We start from the raw sequence: 14,067 nt of genomic DNA, 5'->3' as shown, positions 1-14,067 counted from the left end.
TTCGTCCTGGCTGCTCCGAAATCAGATCAGGTCGGCCTTGGCGAGGTCCCGCATGAGATGGCTGGCGCCGTAGGTCCAGTGCGGGCAATCGGGCGACAGAAGCACGCGGTTCACCAGCGCGCCGAATTTCTCCGACGAGATGGTGACGATGTCGCCGATCTTGTGGGTGAATCCCTTGCCCTTCTCGCCGCGATCCTTCGACGGCACGAACATGGTGCCGAGATAAAGCGCCAAGCCGTCGGGATACTGGTGGTGCGGCCCCATGGCGGCCGCGACCAGCTCTTCGGGCGAACGGCTGATCTCGGCCATCGAGCTCGCGCCCTCCAGCGAAAACCCGTCCTCGCCCTCGACCTGCAGCCGCACCGTGGCGCGCTTCACGTCGTCAATCGAAAATGTTGCGTCGAACAACCGGATGAAGGGCCCAAGCGAGGCCGAGGCATTGTTGTCCTTGGCCTTGCCGAGCAGCAGCGCCGAGCGTCCCTCGACGTCGCGCAGATTGACGTCGTTGCCGATGGTGGCGCCGACGATCCTGCCGGTGCTGGCGGCGATCATGGCGATCTCCGGCTCGGGGTTGTTCCAGGTCGACACCGGATGCAGCCCGACATCGGCGCCGAAGCCGACGGACGCCATCGGCTGGCATTTGGTGAAGATCTCGGCGTCGGGGCCGATGCCGACTTCCAGATATTGCGACCAGGCGCCGCGCTGGATGAGCTTGGCCTTGATCTCCATCGCCTCAGGCGAGCCGGGCTTCAGCTTCGACAGATCGTGGCCGATCAGCCCGGCAATGTCGGCGCGGATGGCGTCGGCCTTTTCCGCCGAACCGCGCGCCTGCTCCTCGATGACGCGTTCGAGCAGGCTGACCACGAAGGTCACGCCCGACGCCTTCACCGCCTGCAGGTCGACAGGCGAGACCAGATAGGGTTTTGCCGGATCGCGGGTGGCCTGAAAACTGTTGGCGGCGATCGCGTCGAGCGAGCCGACCGGTTCGCCCTTGGCTGAGCGCACGTGTCCGGCCGGATCGGCCATCTCGCAGATGTCGCGCACTGTGGGTGCGGTGGTCGAGGTGACGTCGAAAACGATCCCGTCGCGCACGGTGACCACCAGCGGATGCGAGGCATCGCTTGCCCTGGCTCGGCCGATGAAGAGCCCGTCGGCGGGAAGCTGCGTTGGGTTCGTCATGGCTTACGGTCCTTTGATGATCGAGATGGCAGCTGGGCCGCTGCACTTTCACCGGATTCACGCCAAAGGTCTATCCCGTGGCGCAGGCAATTGTCGGTTCTGACATGAGGCCCGCTCTTTCAAAAAAATGAAACTGGCACTAGAATTTTCATTTTCCGCATACTCCAGGTGAAGCCTTGCCCGCACCGTTTTCCGTTCCGATCTGGCAGAAGCCGCAGACCGCATCCGCCTTCCAGTTGCTCGTCACTGCGCCGGTCGACGTTGCCATCGTCGGCGGCGGCTTCATGGGCCTGTCGACCGCCTTGCACGCAGCCCGGCTCGGTCTCGGTGTACAGGTGCTGGAGGCTGGCGAGATCGGCCAGGGCGCCTCGGGCCTCAATGGCGGCCAGGTCATTCCCGGCCTGAAATATGATCCCGAATGGCTGCTCGAGCATTTCGGCCCCGAGCGTGGCCAAGCGCTGGTCGATTTCGCCGCCTCGGCGGCGGATACGGTGTTCGATCTCATCCGCGACGAAAAGCTGGCGGTGCCGCTCACCCGCAAGGGCTGGATCCAGGCCGCGCATACCGAAACCGCATTGAAAGCGGCGGCGAACAGGGATGGTCAATGGCGGGCGCGTGGCGCCGATGTCCGGCTTCTGAATGAAAGCGAGATCGCCGATATGACCGGCGCGCAAGGCTATCTCGGCGGCTGGCTCGACCGCCGCGCCGGCATCATCGATCCGCTCGCCTATACAGTGGAACTGGCGCGCATCGCCGCCGCCGCCGGCGCCAGCATTGCCGAGCGGCAGAAGGTGGTGAAACTCCGCAAGGAGGCCGGCCTTTGGCGTGTCTCAACCGAAAGCGGCGCCGAGGTGCGGGCGAAAGCGGTTGTCCTGGCGACGAACGCCTATACCGATGGACTGCTTCCGGGCCTCGCGGAAACGATCGTGCCGCTGCATTCCTTCCAGGTCGCGACCGCGCCGCTGTCATCCAACCTTGCGGCGACGATCCTGCCGGAAGGGCAGGCGGTGTCCGACTCCAGGCGCATTCTCGTCTACTACCGCAAAACAGCCGACGGCCATCTGGTGCTTGGCGGCCGCGGCCGCATGGCGCGGCCGAGGAGCGAGGCCGACTGGGCGCATCTGCAGCACGCGCTGGTGCGGCTCTATCCGGCGCTCTCCGATGTCGTCATCGAGAAGCGCTGGTTCGGCCGCGTGGCGATGACACCGGATCACCTGCCGCACATCCATGAGCCGGAAAAGGGCCTGCTCGCCGTGGTTGGTTGCCAGGGCAGGGGCGTCGGCCTGATGACCGCGCTGGGAAAACGCATGGCGGGCTACCTCGCGGGCGGCGATGTCAATCAATTGCCGTTCCCGCTGTCGCCGGTCCGGCCGATCCCGTTCCACGCCTTCCGCCAGGTCGGCGTCGCCGCGACCATCGCCTGGTACCGGATGCTCGACGCCTTCGAGCGCTGATTGGGTGCCGGTCGCCTAGGCCTCGTGGATTCAGCTTGACAGTTTCACAAATATGAAAAAAGCTAAGCCGATTTCATATTTCCGTTGAGCAGTCCGATGTCGAGCATCGTTGCAACAGAAGCGCCGGCAGGGTCGTCCCGAGGCTTCCGCTTCGCCATGTTGCTGCCGGGCGGGCTGGTCACCTTGTTCCTGATCCTGTTTGCCCTTGGCCTTGTGCTCTTCCTCTCACTTCGCGGCAATGACGGTTCGCTGCTCGGCGCCGGCTTCACGGCAGGCAACTTCATCACCGTGGTCTCCGATCCGCTCTACTGGACGGTGACGCTGCGCTCGCTGGTGATCGCCGGCCTGGTGACGCTGGCGACCGTCGTCACCGCCTATCCCGTCGCCTACTATCTCGCTTTCTATGCCGGCCGCCGCCGCAGCCTGCTTTTGTTTCTGGTGACCCTGCCGTTCTGGACCAGCTATCTCCTGCGCGTCTTCGCCTGGAAGATCGTGCTCGCCTACAACGGCGTCTTGAACTCGGCGCTGATCGAAAGCGGCATCTGGTCGGAGCCGACGCTGGCCTTCCTCAACACGCCGGCGGCGGTGGTCGTCACGCTGGCGCATGCCTATGCGCCCTTCGCCATCCTGCCGATCTATGTGGCGCTGGACACCATCCCGAAATCACTGCTCGAAGCCGCCTCCGATCTCGGCGCCAGACCGTTCACGGCGTTTCGCCGCGTCGTCTTGCCCAATTCGATGCCGGGCGTTCTGGCGGCCGCCCTCGTCGTCTTTGTGCCGACGGTCGGCGACTATGTCACCCCGGCCATGGTCGGCGGTCCCGCCAGCACCATGATCGGCACATTGATCCAGTCGCAGTTCGGCAAGGCCAATGACTGGCCGTTCGGGGCGGCACTTTCAGTCTGCGTGATGCTGGTCATCCTCTGCGTGGTGCTGGTCGCACGCGGCGCCGACCGCAAATTCGGCAGCCGCACATGAGCGCGGCGCGGAGAGATGATGGCCGCGGCTGGCTCGGCGTCTATGTGCTTGCCTATCTCGTCTTCCTCTATCTGCCGGTGCTGTTGATCCCGCTGTTTTCCTTCAACAACTCCATCCAGGCCGCGTTTCCGCTGCAGGGCTTCACGCTCGAATGGTATGCCACGCTCTATGGCAATCCGGCGCTGTCCGGCGCGCTTTTGAACAGTCTCGTCATTGGCGTCGTGGCCGCCGCCGGCGCCACGCTCTGCGGCATCACCGTCTCCTATATGGACCTCTACGGTCGTTCGCCGCTCGCCGCCACCATCAGCGCCATCTCCAGGCTGCCGATCCTGATCCCCGGCGTCATCGTCGGCATATCGTTGCTGATCCTCGTCAATCTCATCGGCCTCGGCCCGTCGCGCATCGCCATCGTTCTCGGCCACATACTGGTGGCGCTGCCGACCACCGTGGTGATCATGCGCAGCCGGTTTGCCGCAATTCCGAAAACCATTCGCGAGGCCGCACTCGATCTCGGCGCTTCCGACTGGACGACCTTCCGGCGGGTGATGTTGCCGCTCTCGCTGCCGGCCATCGTCTCGGCCTTCATGCTGGCCTTTCTGATTTCCTTCGACGAGTTCATCGTCGTCTTCTTCCTCGCCGGCACCGAGCCGACGCTGCCGCTCTACATCTGGAGCCAACTGCGTTTTCCTCGCTCGCTGCCGACCGTGATGGCGCTGGGGACAGCTATCCTTGCTGTGTCCGTCATCATCGCCGGCATCGCCGAAATCCTGCGCCATCGCGGGCTGAGCACAGCCCGTCGGACGGCGCCCACCAGTCCAGCCTGAACCATAACAAAAGAGGAGAACCGAAATGGCATTCGACCCGAAATCAATTACTGGGCTGAAATCGATCACTGGCCCGAAATCGATCACTGCAAAGACAGCCCGCACCGGGCTTGCCGCGCTTGCAATCGTCCTGTCGTCGACTGTCGCCTTCGCCGCCGACAAGCTGCAATATTTCACCTGGTCGGGGTACGAGCTGCCCGACTTCAACAAGAGCTTCCTGACGGCCCATCCCGATGGCGTCGAGGCCTCGATCTTCGGCGACGACGACGATGCCTTCACCAAGGTCAAGGCCGGCTTCCGCCCCGATATCGCCCATCCCTGCTACGACAAGGTGGCGCGCTGGAACAAGGAAGGCCTGCTGCAGCCGATCGATACCAAGCGCATCAAGAACTGGGATTCGATCTTCCCGGTGTTCAAGAACCTGCCCGACATCCAGGCCGGCGACGGCAAGGTCTGGATGGTGCCGTGGGATTGGGGCAACACCTCGATCCTCTACCGCACCGATCTGGTGAAGAACCCGGAAGCGAGCTGGAACCTTCTGTGGGACAAGCAATATGCCGGCCGCATGGCGACCATCGATGCCGTGCATGACACCCCGATCGTTGCCGCACTTCTGGCCGGCGTAAACCCCTTCGACATGACGCCCGAGCAGATGGACAAGGTGGCGGAAAAGTTGCGCGAGCAGCGTCCCCTCCTCTCCAACTACACCACCGACATGACCTCGGTCGAACAGGCGCTGGCCAGCGGCCAGCTGGTCGCCGCCATGACCTGGAACGCGTCGGCAACCTCGCTGAAGAAGCAGGGCGTGCCGGTCGAGTTCATGAAGCCGAAGGAGGGCATGCTGACCTGGGCCTGCGGCTTCGTCATGCTCAAGGACGCCAAAAACGTCGACCTCGCCTATGACTTCATCAACAGCCGGCTCGACGCCGACTCGGGTAAGTACCTGATCCAGGCCTACGGCTATGGCAGCTCGCTCAGCACCGCCTTCGCCGGCGTGGCGAAGGACGAACTGGACAAGCTGCAATTGCCGGCGGACCCGGAGGTGATGCTGAAGACCACCATCTTCACCGGCCCGATGAAGCAGAACGACGATGTGGCGAAGATGTTCGAGAAAGTGAAGGCGGGCGGCTGAGGGATCCATCGCCGACGGTTGCGCTGCCCCTCACCTGCCTGCCGGCATCCTCTCCCCGTATAGTGACGGGGAGAGGGGCGCTGTCACCAGCGATTTCGCAAATCGCAAACGTTGCAGAAATGGCGCCGAGTTTGCGACCAGCCGCTTTCTCCCCGTCACTATACGGGGAGAAATGTCCGGCAGGACAATGAGGGGCAGCGCCGACGGCAGGTAATTGTGACTAATCTCCTGAAGCCCGCGGGTCTTGCCGCCGCGCCAAAGACTGCAACAAGGACCAACTGATGGACATGCTTGAAGCGAAACCAAAGGCCGACGCCGACATTCGCGTCGGCCGGCGCGTGCGGGCGCTGCGGCTGGAGCGCAATTTGTCGTTGGCCGAGCTGGCAGCAAAAGCCGGCGTCTCCATCGGTGCGCTGAGCCAGATCGAGCGCGGCCTGTCTTCGCTGCGCGTCAAGGTGATCTGGCCGCTTGCGGCCGCGCTCGACATCGAGCCTTCGGCGCTGATCACCGACGGCAACGAAGCCGCCAACGATCTCTATTGCGTGCGCGCCGACAAAAGGCGGCAGCTCCCGGTCAAGTCGGAAGGCATCGCCAAGGCGCTGCTGTCGCCGCCGGGCGCGGCGCTGACCGGCCTCTTGGTGACCGTGGAAGCCGATGGCGGCACGGCGGAAGCCTATGCGCATATCGGTCACGAGTTCGGCTATGTCCTGTCGGGCGAGGTCGAACTGGTGGTGGACTCGACAAAATACGTGCTGAAGAGCGGCGACTCCTTTGCCTTCAAGAGCACGCTTCTGCACGCCTTCCGCAATCCCGGCACCGAGCCTTGCCAGATCCTCTGGGTCAACACCACCAAGCCGTCCGAGGTTCGCGATGGCGCCTGATGCGCTGGTACGCCTGGACACGGTCTCGAAGGTTTTCCCCGGCGGCATTGTCGGGCTCGACGCCGTCGATCTCGACATTATCAGCGGCGAGTTCATCACCCTGCTCGGGCCCTCGGGCTGCGGCAAGACCACCAGCCTGCGCGTCATTGCCGGTTTCGAGAGCCCGTCGAGCGGCAAGGTGCTGCTCGATGGTCGCGACATCACCGCGCTCAGGCCGTTCGACCGTCCCGTCAACACCGTGTTCCAGGATTATGCGCTGTTCCCGCATATGAACGTCGCCGAGAATGTCGGCTTCGGCCTGTCGCTGCGCAAACTGTCCGGCGCCGAGCAGGCAAAGCGCGTCCGCGAAGCCCTCGACATGGTCGGCCTCGCCGACAAGCTCGGCGCCCGCGTTTCCGAACTGTCGGGTGGCCAGCGCCAGCGCGTCGCGCTCGCCCGAGCCATAGTCTGCGAGCCGCGCGTTCTGTTGCTCGATGAACCGCTGTCGGCGCTCGATGCGCATCTGCGCGAACAGATGCAGGTCGAACTGAAGCGGCTGCAGTCGCGGCTCGGCACCACCTTCGTCATGGTCACCCACGACCAGACCGAAGCGCTGTCGATCTCCGACCGCATCGTCGTCATGAACAAGGGCCGCATCGAGCAGATCGCGCCGCCGGCTACGCTTTACGACCGGCCGGCGACGAAATTCGTCGCAAGCTTCATCGGCACCATGAACCTCTTGCAATCGCGCTTCATCGGCCGCGACGGCGACCGCCTGCGCTTCGCCGCTGGCGGGCTTTCGCTGGAAGCAACATCTGAAACCGGCGACACACCCGGCGAAGGCACTGAGCGCACCATCGGCGTTCGCCCCGAGGACTTGCTGGCCACCACCGATGCCGCCGCCGGCACCGCGCCGGCGCGCGTCAACTCCATCGTCTTCCACGGCCGCACGCTGCGGCTGCATGCTGAGCTGGGGCAGGGATTGCCGGTGGTGATCGATGCGCCGCGCCAGGCCGAGGGCTTTCAATTCAGCGTCGGCGACGTGGCGCATATCAGCCTGCGCCGTGGTGCCAACTGCCCTATGCTGCGAAGCTGATCCAACCCAATCCCTTCATCGACGGTTGGATTTAACCTGCTGTGAAGATCGCCAAGGTGGAATTAAGTGTGAATTGACTCGCAAAGGAACATATTCCTACTTTGCGGGATGCCCGAACTAAGCACCCGACCGCGCCGAAATGTGCAAACCCTCTGCTTGGCGCATGAAGTCGGGCAGCTAATTCGTGTTCGATGTCGGAACTGCAACATCACTCGACACTATCTGCCTGGCGATCTCGCAAAGCTGGTTGGTGATATCCCCTTTTGGGATGTGGAGCGGCACATGCGGTGCGAGCGCTGCAAAGGTCGTGAGCTCGATGCAGGCATCATTCTGCCAAGCGCTGCTGAACGCCTTAAAATTCGCGTCAGACGTCTTGTCGAAATCCGCATGGTTCGCCGGGTAATCTGGCGAGACGACGATTGAGGAGAGCCGATTTCGGGCTAAAACAGAGACCCTTGGGCCGGGGCCTGTGGTGGGAACTTGATCTGTGTGGCTGGCTTCTCAACGATCACCAACGCGTCGTTGGGCGCCGTCCGCTGCAAACGCCGTGCTTCCGACCATGGCGCCGTCAGCCAAGCCTCGGTTTCCTCCGGCGTGGTGAGGATCACGGGCATAGCCTTCTCATGTATCGGCGCAATGAGAGCATTAGGCTTGGTGGTCATGAAGGCGTATAGCTCGAAGTCGCCGGGACCGTCCTTGACCTTTCGCACGCCCTGCCAAGACGTCCAGAAACCAGCGAAGAAGAACAGCGGCCGGCTCTCGCCACGGGCAAACCAGTAATTTCGCTGGATTCCTGTTTCCGGGTCTTTATCGTTCGCCGCAGGGCTGGGCTCGGCAAAGCTGGTCACCGGCACGACACATCTGTGCTCGACGCCCACATATTGCTGCCAGTGCGAATATTGCGGATTGCGAACGTTGGTGGTGCCGTAGTCGGCCTTACCTTTCATGCGCTCGGGCGGCGTTGGCAACCCCCAAAGCAGTTTCGCCAGTTCACGCTCCCCATCCGTCCTGTTGCGAACGACAAGCCCAGGTTGATTGGGATAGACATCAAGCGAAGGTTCGAGGTTGCCGCTGATATCGCGCAATGTGCGGGTCCATTGGCGGACCGCCTCTTGCGTCGTCGTGATGTTGTAGAGGTTGCACATGCACCCAGCATTGCGGAATTGGCTTTTGTCTGCAACCGAAGTCGCTGTCCGACGCCGCCGCAATCGTCGTCACACAGCCGCGCTATATCATCGTCCTGACACACCTTGTCAGCTGTCGTGCGGGTAAAGGTGGCGGGCCGGCAAGCGCTTCCCTACTTCAAACCAGTCTGAACAGGAGGAACACACATGACCATCGCGGATGTTGCCAAGGATTTCACTGAAATGCTCCAGCAGGGGGATCACCTGGGTGCTGGTGAAAAGTACAATGCCGATGATATCGTCAGCCTCGAAGCCATGGAGGGGCCGATGGCCATCGCCCGTGGCAAGGAGGCTCTCAGGCAAAAGGGCGAATGGTGGCAAGAGAACCACGAAGTCCATGGCGGCTCTGTCGAAGGCCCCTATGTCAACGGCGACCAGTTCGCGGTGCGCTTCAAGTTCGACATAACGCCCAAGGCGACCGGCGAACGGGTCACCATGGACGAGGTTGGCCTGTACACGGTCAAGAACGGCAAGATCACCGAAGAGCGCTTCTACTACTGAGCCCGGGTGCCGTAGGGTTCCGGCGCACTTCGCTGCACGACCCAAAAACCAGGCGGCCGGGACAAAGTCCTGGCCGCAGTGGGAAAAGCTCAAATGGTCTTCACATACTGCGCCAACTGATCGGCCACCGTGCCCCAGCCGTCGAAGAACCCCATCTCTTCATGATTGTTGCGGGTAGCCTCGTCGCGATGGATGGCCGTTGCCGTGTAGCGCGTGCCCTTGTCATCCGACTGAAGCGAAATGACTGCGGTGATGAAGGGCTCGCCGGAGGGCCGATAGCCCGGCAGCAGCGCATCGGTCCACACCAGCCGCTCGTTCGGCACGATCTCGAGATAGCAGCAATGGCGGTCGTTGACCTCCTTGCCGTCGGGCGATTGCATGCGCGTCCGGAACAGTCCGCCCGGACGAAGGTCGATCTCGCAATCGGTGATCAGCCAGGGCTTGGGCGTGAACCATTGCTTGACATGCTCCGGCACCGTCATCGCGCTCCACAAGAGTTCGCGCGGCGCGTCGAGCTTGCGCTCCAGCACAAGGTCCAGTCTGGGGTCGGGCTTGAAGGGATAGCTCACTTTTCTTGCTCCTTGAGGCTCATCACATAGGCGTCGAATTGATCGAGTCGGCGCTCCCACAGCGTGCGCTGTTCGGCCAGCCAGTTTTCGGCGAGCTGCAGCGGTTCGGGCGCCAGCTGATAGGTCCTGGTGCGGCCGATTTTTTCCGATCGCACCAGACCGCAGCCTTCCAGCACTTTCAGATGCTCGATGAAGGAAGGCAGCGCCATCTCGAAAGGCTGCGCCAACTCGCTGACCGAGGCCGGACTGCGGTTCAACCGCTCGACCACGCGCCGCCGCGTCGGGTCAGCCAGCGCGCGGAAGATGCCGTCGATCGGCGGGAGACTTGTAGTTGGGGCGTGGAGGCTTGGCATGGGCGATCCTGAGGTCCGTCGACGGGTATAGAAAGATACTTAGGAAAATTCCTTAGTATTGGCAAGCCCTAAAAATGGGCTGATGTGACCGGGGTGCTGGCAAAGCGGGAAGGACGGTTTTAGGCTGTCCGGCGGATTCGACCACCAGCCCAAGGGAAGTGCGTTTTGACGATCACCATGTACGGCATCACCACCTGCGACACGATCCGCAAGGCGCGCACCTGGCTGGAGGGCCATGCTGTGCCCTACCGCTTTCACGACTACCGGGCCGAGGGGATAGAGGCGGGCAGACTGGACGGGTGGGTCGGCAAGGTTGGCTGGGAAAAGCTGCTCAACAAGGGCAGCACCACATTTCGCGAACTGCCGGACAAGGACAAGCAAGGGCTCGACGAGAAGAAGGCCAGGAAGCTGATGCTGGCCAACCCGACGATGATCAAGCGCCCGGTGCTCGAGGTCGGGGATGAGATTTTGGTTGGCTTCAAGCCGGAGGCTTATGAAGGGGTGGTGAAGTAGCGTCGCCTCGCTTCGTCATCCTGTGGCGAAGCTAGGTTCGAAGCGACGCAGCGCAGACCATTGGGATCCTGTCGGTCTCCTTCCCACCCCAAACATAGCATGGGAACAACACACAGGATCCTCGGGTCAGCCCGAGGATGACGAACGCGTGGAGGGCGATCGCTAATTGTGAAGGCTTTCGCTTGCGGCGTATGCAGCGGTTCGCTGTCTCTCAACCCGTCCCGCGCAAATACCCCGCCAACGCCACCGCATTGTTATGCGCCTCGTCATGCGCGCCATAAAGCAGCGTCACCTTGGCCTTGCCGAGCAAGCCACGCAGTTTCGCCACCGCTTCTCTATTCCCATCCAGCTCGACCGAATACCGCACCTGAAACTCCGCCCATCGCGCCGGCTCATGTCCGAACCACCTCCGCAATTCATCGCTCGGCGCGATCTCCTTCAGCCACAGCGTCAGCGCGGCATCCTCCTTGCTGATGCCGCGCGGCCAGATGCGATCGACCAGCACCCGCTGCCCGTCATCGGGCGCGGGTGCTTCGTAAATTCGCTTGACCGTCAGGTCGAAACCCATCCGCCCTCCGCGAGCTTACGCCCACTCGCCCTTGCGCATCACCGGCACCTTGCGGCCATCCTTGTGCACGCCGTCTATGTCGATCTTGTCCGAGCCGATCATCCAGTCGATGTGGATAAAACTCTTGTTGCCGCCGCGCTGGGCGATTTCGTCCTGGCTGAGCGAGGCGCCGTCGACGAAGCATTTTGAATAGCACTGCCCGAGCGCGATGTGGCAGGCGGCGTTCTCGTCGAACAGCGTGTTGAAGAACAGCAGGCCGCTGGCCGAGATCGGCGAGGAATGCGGCACCAGCGCCACCTCGCCGAGCCGGCGCGAACCCTCGTCGGTGTCGAGCACTTTCTTCAGCACGTCCTCGCCCTTCGAAGCCTTGGCCTCGACGATCCTGCCCTCTTCGAAACGCACCGAGATATCGTCGATCAGCGTGCCCTGGTAGGACAGCGGCTTGGTCGAGGATACACGGCCGGAGACGCGCCGTGCATGCGGCGTGGTGAAGACCTCCTCGGTCGGGATGTTCGGATTGCAGGTGACGCCGTTCTTGGCAGTCGAGGCGCCGCCCATCCATTCATGGCCATCGGCCAGCCCGACGGTGAGGTCGGTGCCCGGGCCGCTGAAATGCAGATCATGGAAATTGTGCTCGTTCAGCCACTTTGTGCGGCCGCGCAGCGCTGCATTGTGCGCCGTCCAGTTTGCGATCGGGTCTTCCACATCGACCCGTGATGCCGAAAAGATCGCATCGGCGAGCTTCACCACGGCGACATCGTCGGCATCGCCGGGGAAGACCTGTTTTGCCCAGGCGAGATCCGGGTAGGCGACGATGTTCCAGTTGATGTCGAAGCCGGTGATCTTTTCCAGCGCCGGCTGGTAGGCCATCGAGTTCGCCTTGTTGGCGCGCGCCACTTTCGCCGGGTCCTGCGCCGACAACAGCGACGGGTCCTCGCCGCGCACGGCAAGCCGCGCCGCATTGTTGGAAAAGGCCTTCGCCATGCCTTCATACATCCAGCCGGCGGCGCGGTCGAAGCCGGCATCCGCCCCGTAGCGGAAGCGCGCCAGCGTGATCTCGTCATCGTTGAAGATCGGCGTTACCAGCCCGGCGCCCGCCTTGTAAGCGTGCTCGACGATGCGCCTGGTCAGCGGCAGGGCTGCGGTCGACGAGGTCAGCACCAGATCCTGCCCCGGCTGCAATTGCAGCCCGACCTTGATGGCGACTTCCGCCAGCCTGTCGAGCTTCGTTGCGGAAACGCCGCGCGAATGTGTGGTCATGATCCTGCCTGTCTTGGTCTTGGGGGTGAAGCTTCCAACATAGATCGGCGCGGCTGTGCTTTCCAGCACTGTCGCGACGGACAGCCCTAGGCAGCGCTTTCCAGCGCGCTGAACTGCGCCACGGTCGCCGCGATTTCCTCGCGGATCCAGATCTTGAAATCGCGCACCTTGCGGCTTTCGGTCTTGGTCGCCGAGGTCACCAGCCAGTAGCCGAGGCCGCTCTGCGCCCGCACGCCGAAAGGCGCGACGAGGCGGCCGTCGGCCAGCGCATCGGCGGCCAGCAATTGCCAGCCGAGCATGACGCCATGGCCGGCGATCGCCGATTCCAGGCACAGCATCGGGTCGGTGAAGCGCGCGCCCTTGCGGAAGCTGACCGGCTCGGCCCCGGCAGCCTTGAACCAGCTCTCCCAGTTGATCATCGCCCGTTCGTCGGTGATGGCGCAGGTCTGCGCCAGGTCTTCGATCGACTTCAGCTTTTTGGCGATCACCGGCGCGCAGACCGGAAAGACTTCCTGCGCCAACAAAAGTTCCGCCCGGCCGCCCGGCCATTTGCCGTCGCCAAGCCGGATGGCGATGTCGATGTCGGAACGTTCGAGATCGGCGAGGCGCACCGAGGCGTCGATGCGCAGCAGCACGTTGGGATGGCGGTCGAAATGCCGCGACAATCGCGGCAGCAGCCATTTCGAGGCGAAGGCCGGCGCCACCGAAACCACCAGCGTGCATTGGCTTGCCTCATCGGCCAGCGCCACCGCCTGCGCCAGCTCGCGAAAACCGGCGCCCAGCCGGGCGGAAAAAACCGTGCCGAACTCGGTCAGCACCAGCCCGCTCGCCGTACGCTCGAACAGCGCTTGTCCGAGCTGCTTTTCGGTGCGGTTGATCTGCTGGCTGACGGCGCTGACGGAGACGTTGAGCTCGCCGGCAGCCGCCGCCAGCGAGCCGAGGCGGGCGACGGTTTCGACGGCGCGCAAGCCGTTGAGATGGACGCGGTTCAGCATGGCCATTCCAGTTTTTCTAAACCGGCGCGGCCGAAATCTCAATTGAAAGACGGCGACACAGGGCAGATTCTAGCAAAGACAACCAGACCGAGGAGGCGAGGATGGTGACGATCGTATCATTGCTCAAAGTCTTTGCCGCCGGCTACACGCGGCGGCGCCCTGACGGGGATGTCCTCAATTGGGTGACCGATCCGCTGTCGCATCCCGTGCTCGACACCATGTCGGAGCGCGAACTCGGCGACATGCCGTTTCGCCTGACGGCGCGCCGCACTGCATACGAGACGGCGCAAGCAGGCTGCCGCTGAAATCGCGGACGCGGTAACTGGGAAGGCGATACTGTCGGCCCAGCGCTGCCGCTCATTGCCATGCCGGGCATTTCTCCCCGTAAGTGACGGGGAGAAAGGTCGCCGGCGCCCAAGGTTTCGCCAATCACCAGCCCTGCGGGCAAGGGCGCCGAGGCACACGGTCCCCCTTCTCCCCGTCACTATACGGGGAGAAGGTGCCGGTGTCCGAACCGGATAGATAGGTAACAGAATGGACCGATAGCATGGGTGACAGTTTTCTTGTCCGCCGGAGGACCGGCGATGGTTTGGCGAGAGAC

General features: G+C 63.1%; 16 protein-coding genes. 9 read left to right on the top strand and 7 right to left on the bottom strand.

What is annotated here, in order from left to right; genetic code table 11:
- Nucleotides 1–21: 21 nt before the first annotated feature.
- Nucleotides 22–1,179, bottom strand: coding sequence for a fumarylacetoacetate hydrolase family protein (locus NKI31_RS25895; RefSeq protein WP_023815219.1), 1,158 nt, complete (start codon nucleotides 1,177–1,179; stop codon nucleotides 22–24).
- 176 nt (nucleotides 1,180–1,355) lie between these two features.
- Here NKI31_RS25895 and NKI31_RS25890 point away from each other — a divergent pair, with 176 nt between their 5' ends.
- The 6 genes from NKI31_RS25890 (at nucleotide 1,356) to NKI31_RS25865 (ending at nucleotide 7,523) form a co-directional block, all read left to right on the top strand.
- Entirely contained in the window at nucleotides 1,356–2,633 is a 1,278-nt protein-coding gene (locus tag NKI31_RS25890) for an NAD(P)/FAD-dependent oxidoreductase (protein WP_023747935.1), read from the top strand.
- Nucleotides 2,634–2,729: 96 nt separating this feature from the next.
- Complete coding sequence (locus NKI31_RS25885) at nucleotides 2,730–3,611, top strand: ABC transporter permease (RefSeq protein ID WP_023747934.1); 882 nt, start codon at nucleotides 2,730–2,732, stop codon at nucleotides 3,609–3,611.
- Nucleotides 3,608–4,435: an ABC transporter permease gene (locus NKI31_RS25880; RefSeq protein WP_023709184.1), complete on the top strand. Its 828-nt coding sequence runs from the start codon at nucleotides 3,608–3,610 to the stop codon at nucleotides 4,433–4,435. Before NKI31_RS25885 ends, NKI31_RS25880 begins: the two co-directional genes overlap by 4 nt.
- Before the next feature lie 25 nt (nucleotides 4,436–4,460).
- Nucleotides 4,461–5,567: an ABC transporter substrate-binding protein gene (locus NKI31_RS25875; RefSeq protein ID WP_023668506.1), complete on the top strand. Its 1,107-nt coding sequence runs from the start codon at nucleotides 4,461–4,463 to the stop codon at nucleotides 5,565–5,567.
- 281 nt (nucleotides 5,568–5,848) lie between these two features.
- On the top strand, nucleotides 5,849–6,448 hold the full coding sequence (locus NKI31_RS25870) for a helix-turn-helix domain-containing protein (protein ID WP_023684396.1): 600 nt from the start codon (nucleotides 5,849–5,851) through the stop codon (nucleotides 6,446–6,448).
- A complete protein-coding gene (locus NKI31_RS25865) occupies nucleotides 6,438–7,523 on the top strand; it encodes an ABC transporter ATP-binding protein (protein WP_023684395.1) in 1,086 nt (361 codons plus the stop codon). The genes NKI31_RS25870 and NKI31_RS25865 overlap by 11 nt, the downstream gene beginning before the upstream one ends.
- A gap of 440 nt (nucleotides 7,524–7,963) precedes the next feature.
- On the opposite strand, the gene NKI31_RS25860 is transcribed toward NKI31_RS25865, so the two are convergent.
- Nucleotides 7,964–8,668 carry an SOS response-associated peptidase gene (locus NKI31_RS25860; RefSeq protein WP_023684394.1) on the bottom strand — a complete coding sequence of 235 codons (705 nt, stop codon included), beginning with the start codon at nucleotides 8,666–8,668 and terminating at the stop codon, nucleotides 7,964–7,966.
- Between the two features lie 186 nt (nucleotides 8,669–8,854).
- On the opposite strand from NKI31_RS25860, the gene NKI31_RS25855 reads away from it, so the two are divergent.
- The gene (locus NKI31_RS25855; protein WP_023684393.1) at nucleotides 8,855–9,208 is read left to right on the top strand and encodes a nuclear transport factor 2 family protein; all 354 of its coding nucleotides are present in this window, start codon (nucleotides 8,855–8,857) and stop codon (nucleotides 9,206–9,208) included.
- 89 nt (nucleotides 9,209–9,297) lie between these two features.
- Here the strand turns inward: NKI31_RS25855 and NKI31_RS25850 are convergent, their stop codons facing one another.
- Both NKI31_RS25850 and NKI31_RS25845 read right to left on the bottom strand, forming a co-directional pair.
- A complete protein-coding gene (locus tag NKI31_RS25850; protein WP_023668501.1) occupies nucleotides 9,298–9,777 on the bottom strand; it encodes an SRPBCC family protein in 480 nt (159 codons plus the stop codon).
- A complete protein-coding gene (locus NKI31_RS25845) occupies nucleotides 9,774–10,130 on the bottom strand; it encodes an ArsR/SmtB family transcription factor (protein ID WP_023687094.1) in 357 nt (118 codons plus the stop codon). Before NKI31_RS25845 ends, NKI31_RS25850 begins: the two co-directional genes overlap by 4 nt.
- 165 nt (nucleotides 10,131–10,295) lie before the next feature.
- Here NKI31_RS25845 and NKI31_RS25840 point away from each other — a divergent pair, with 165 nt between their 5' ends.
- A complete protein-coding gene (locus NKI31_RS25840; RefSeq protein WP_023709906.1) occupies nucleotides 10,296–10,643 on the top strand; it encodes an ArsC family reductase in 348 nt (115 codons plus the stop codon).
- A gap of 211 nt (nucleotides 10,644–10,854) precedes the next feature.
- On the opposite strand, the gene NKI31_RS25835 is transcribed toward NKI31_RS25840, so the two are convergent.
- From NKI31_RS25835 to NKI31_RS25825, 3 genes are all read right to left on the bottom strand, one after another.
- Nucleotides 10,855–11,211 (bottom strand): DUF488 domain-containing protein, encoded by a 357-nt coding sequence (locus NKI31_RS25835; RefSeq protein ID WP_023834820.1) that lies wholly within the window; start codon nucleotides 11,209–11,211, stop codon nucleotides 10,855–10,857.
- 15 nt (nucleotides 11,212–11,226) lie between these two features.
- Nucleotides 11,227–12,471, bottom strand: coding sequence for an aminopeptidase (locus NKI31_RS25830; RefSeq protein ID WP_352652888.1), 1,245 nt, complete (start codon nucleotides 12,469–12,471; stop codon nucleotides 11,227–11,229).
- 86 nt (nucleotides 12,472–12,557) lie between these two features.
- Entirely contained in the window at nucleotides 12,558–13,472 is a 915-nt protein-coding gene (locus tag NKI31_RS25825) for a LysR substrate-binding domain-containing protein (RefSeq protein ID WP_023687096.1), read from the bottom strand.
- Nucleotides 13,473–13,567: 95 nt separating this feature from the next.
- Between NKI31_RS25825 and NKI31_RS25820 the strand changes: the two genes are divergently transcribed.
- Entirely contained in the window at nucleotides 13,568–13,771 is a 204-nt protein-coding gene (locus tag NKI31_RS25820) for a hypothetical protein (RefSeq protein WP_023747932.1), read from the top strand.
- The last annotated feature ends 296 nt before the right edge of the window (nucleotides 13,772–14,067 follow it).

It is taken from the genome of Mesorhizobium sp. M0659, assembly GCF_040320605.1.
Lineage (GTDB): Bacteria > Pseudomonadota > Alphaproteobacteria > Rhizobiales > Rhizobiaceae > Mesorhizobium.
The sequence above is the reverse complement of the archived record's forward strand: the minus strand, read 5'-3'. Positions and strand labels throughout refer to the sequence as shown.

Excerpts from the sequence above, each read along its gene's own strand:
- NKI31_RS25875 (WP_023668506.1), top strand. The coding sequence starts at position 4,461 with ATGGCATTCGACCCGAAATCAATTACTGGGCTGAAATCGATCACTGGC.
- NKI31_RS25885 (WP_023747934.1), top strand. The coding sequence starts at position 2,730 with ATGTCGAGCATCGTTGCAACAGAAGCGCCGGCAGGGTCGTCCCGAGGC.
- NKI31_RS25835 (WP_023834820.1), bottom strand. The coding sequence starts at position 11,211 with ATGGGTTTCGACCTGACGGTCAAGCGAATTTACGAAGCACCCGCGCCC.
- NKI31_RS25860 (WP_023684394.1), bottom strand. The coding sequence starts at position 8,668 with ATGTGCAACCTCTACAACATCACGACGACGCAAGAGGCGGTCCGCCAA.
- NKI31_RS25855 (WP_023684393.1), top strand. The coding sequence starts at position 8,855 with ATGACCATCGCGGATGTTGCCAAGGATTTCACTGAAATGCTCCAGCAG.
- NKI31_RS25870 (WP_023684396.1), top strand. The coding sequence starts at position 5,849 with ATGGACATGCTTGAAGCGAAACCAAAGGCCGACGCCGACATTCGCGTC.
- NKI31_RS25845 (WP_023687094.1), bottom strand. The coding sequence starts at position 10,130 with ATGCCAAGCCTCCACGCCCCAACTACAAGTCTCCCGCCGATCGACGGC.
- NKI31_RS25820 (WP_023747932.1), top strand. The coding sequence starts at position 13,568 with ATGGTGACGATCGTATCATTGCTCAAAGTCTTTGCCGCCGGCTACACG.
- NKI31_RS25865 (WP_023684395.1), top strand. The coding sequence starts at position 6,438 with ATGGCGCCTGATGCGCTGGTACGCCTGGACACGGTCTCGAAGGTTTTC.
- NKI31_RS25830 (WP_352652888.1), bottom strand. The coding sequence starts at position 12,471 with ATGACCACACATTCGCGCGGCGTTTCCGCAACGAAGCTCGACAGGCTG.
- NKI31_RS25825 (WP_023687096.1), bottom strand. The coding sequence starts at position 13,472 with ATGGCCATGCTGAACCGCGTCCATCTCAACGGCTTGCGCGCCGTCGAA.
- NKI31_RS25895 (WP_023815219.1), bottom strand. The coding sequence starts at position 1,179 with ATGACGAACCCAACGCAGCTTCCCGCCGACGGGCTCTTCATCGGCCGA.
- NKI31_RS25880 (WP_023709184.1), top strand. The coding sequence starts at position 3,608 with ATGAGCGCGGCGCGGAGAGATGATGGCCGCGGCTGGCTCGGCGTCTAT.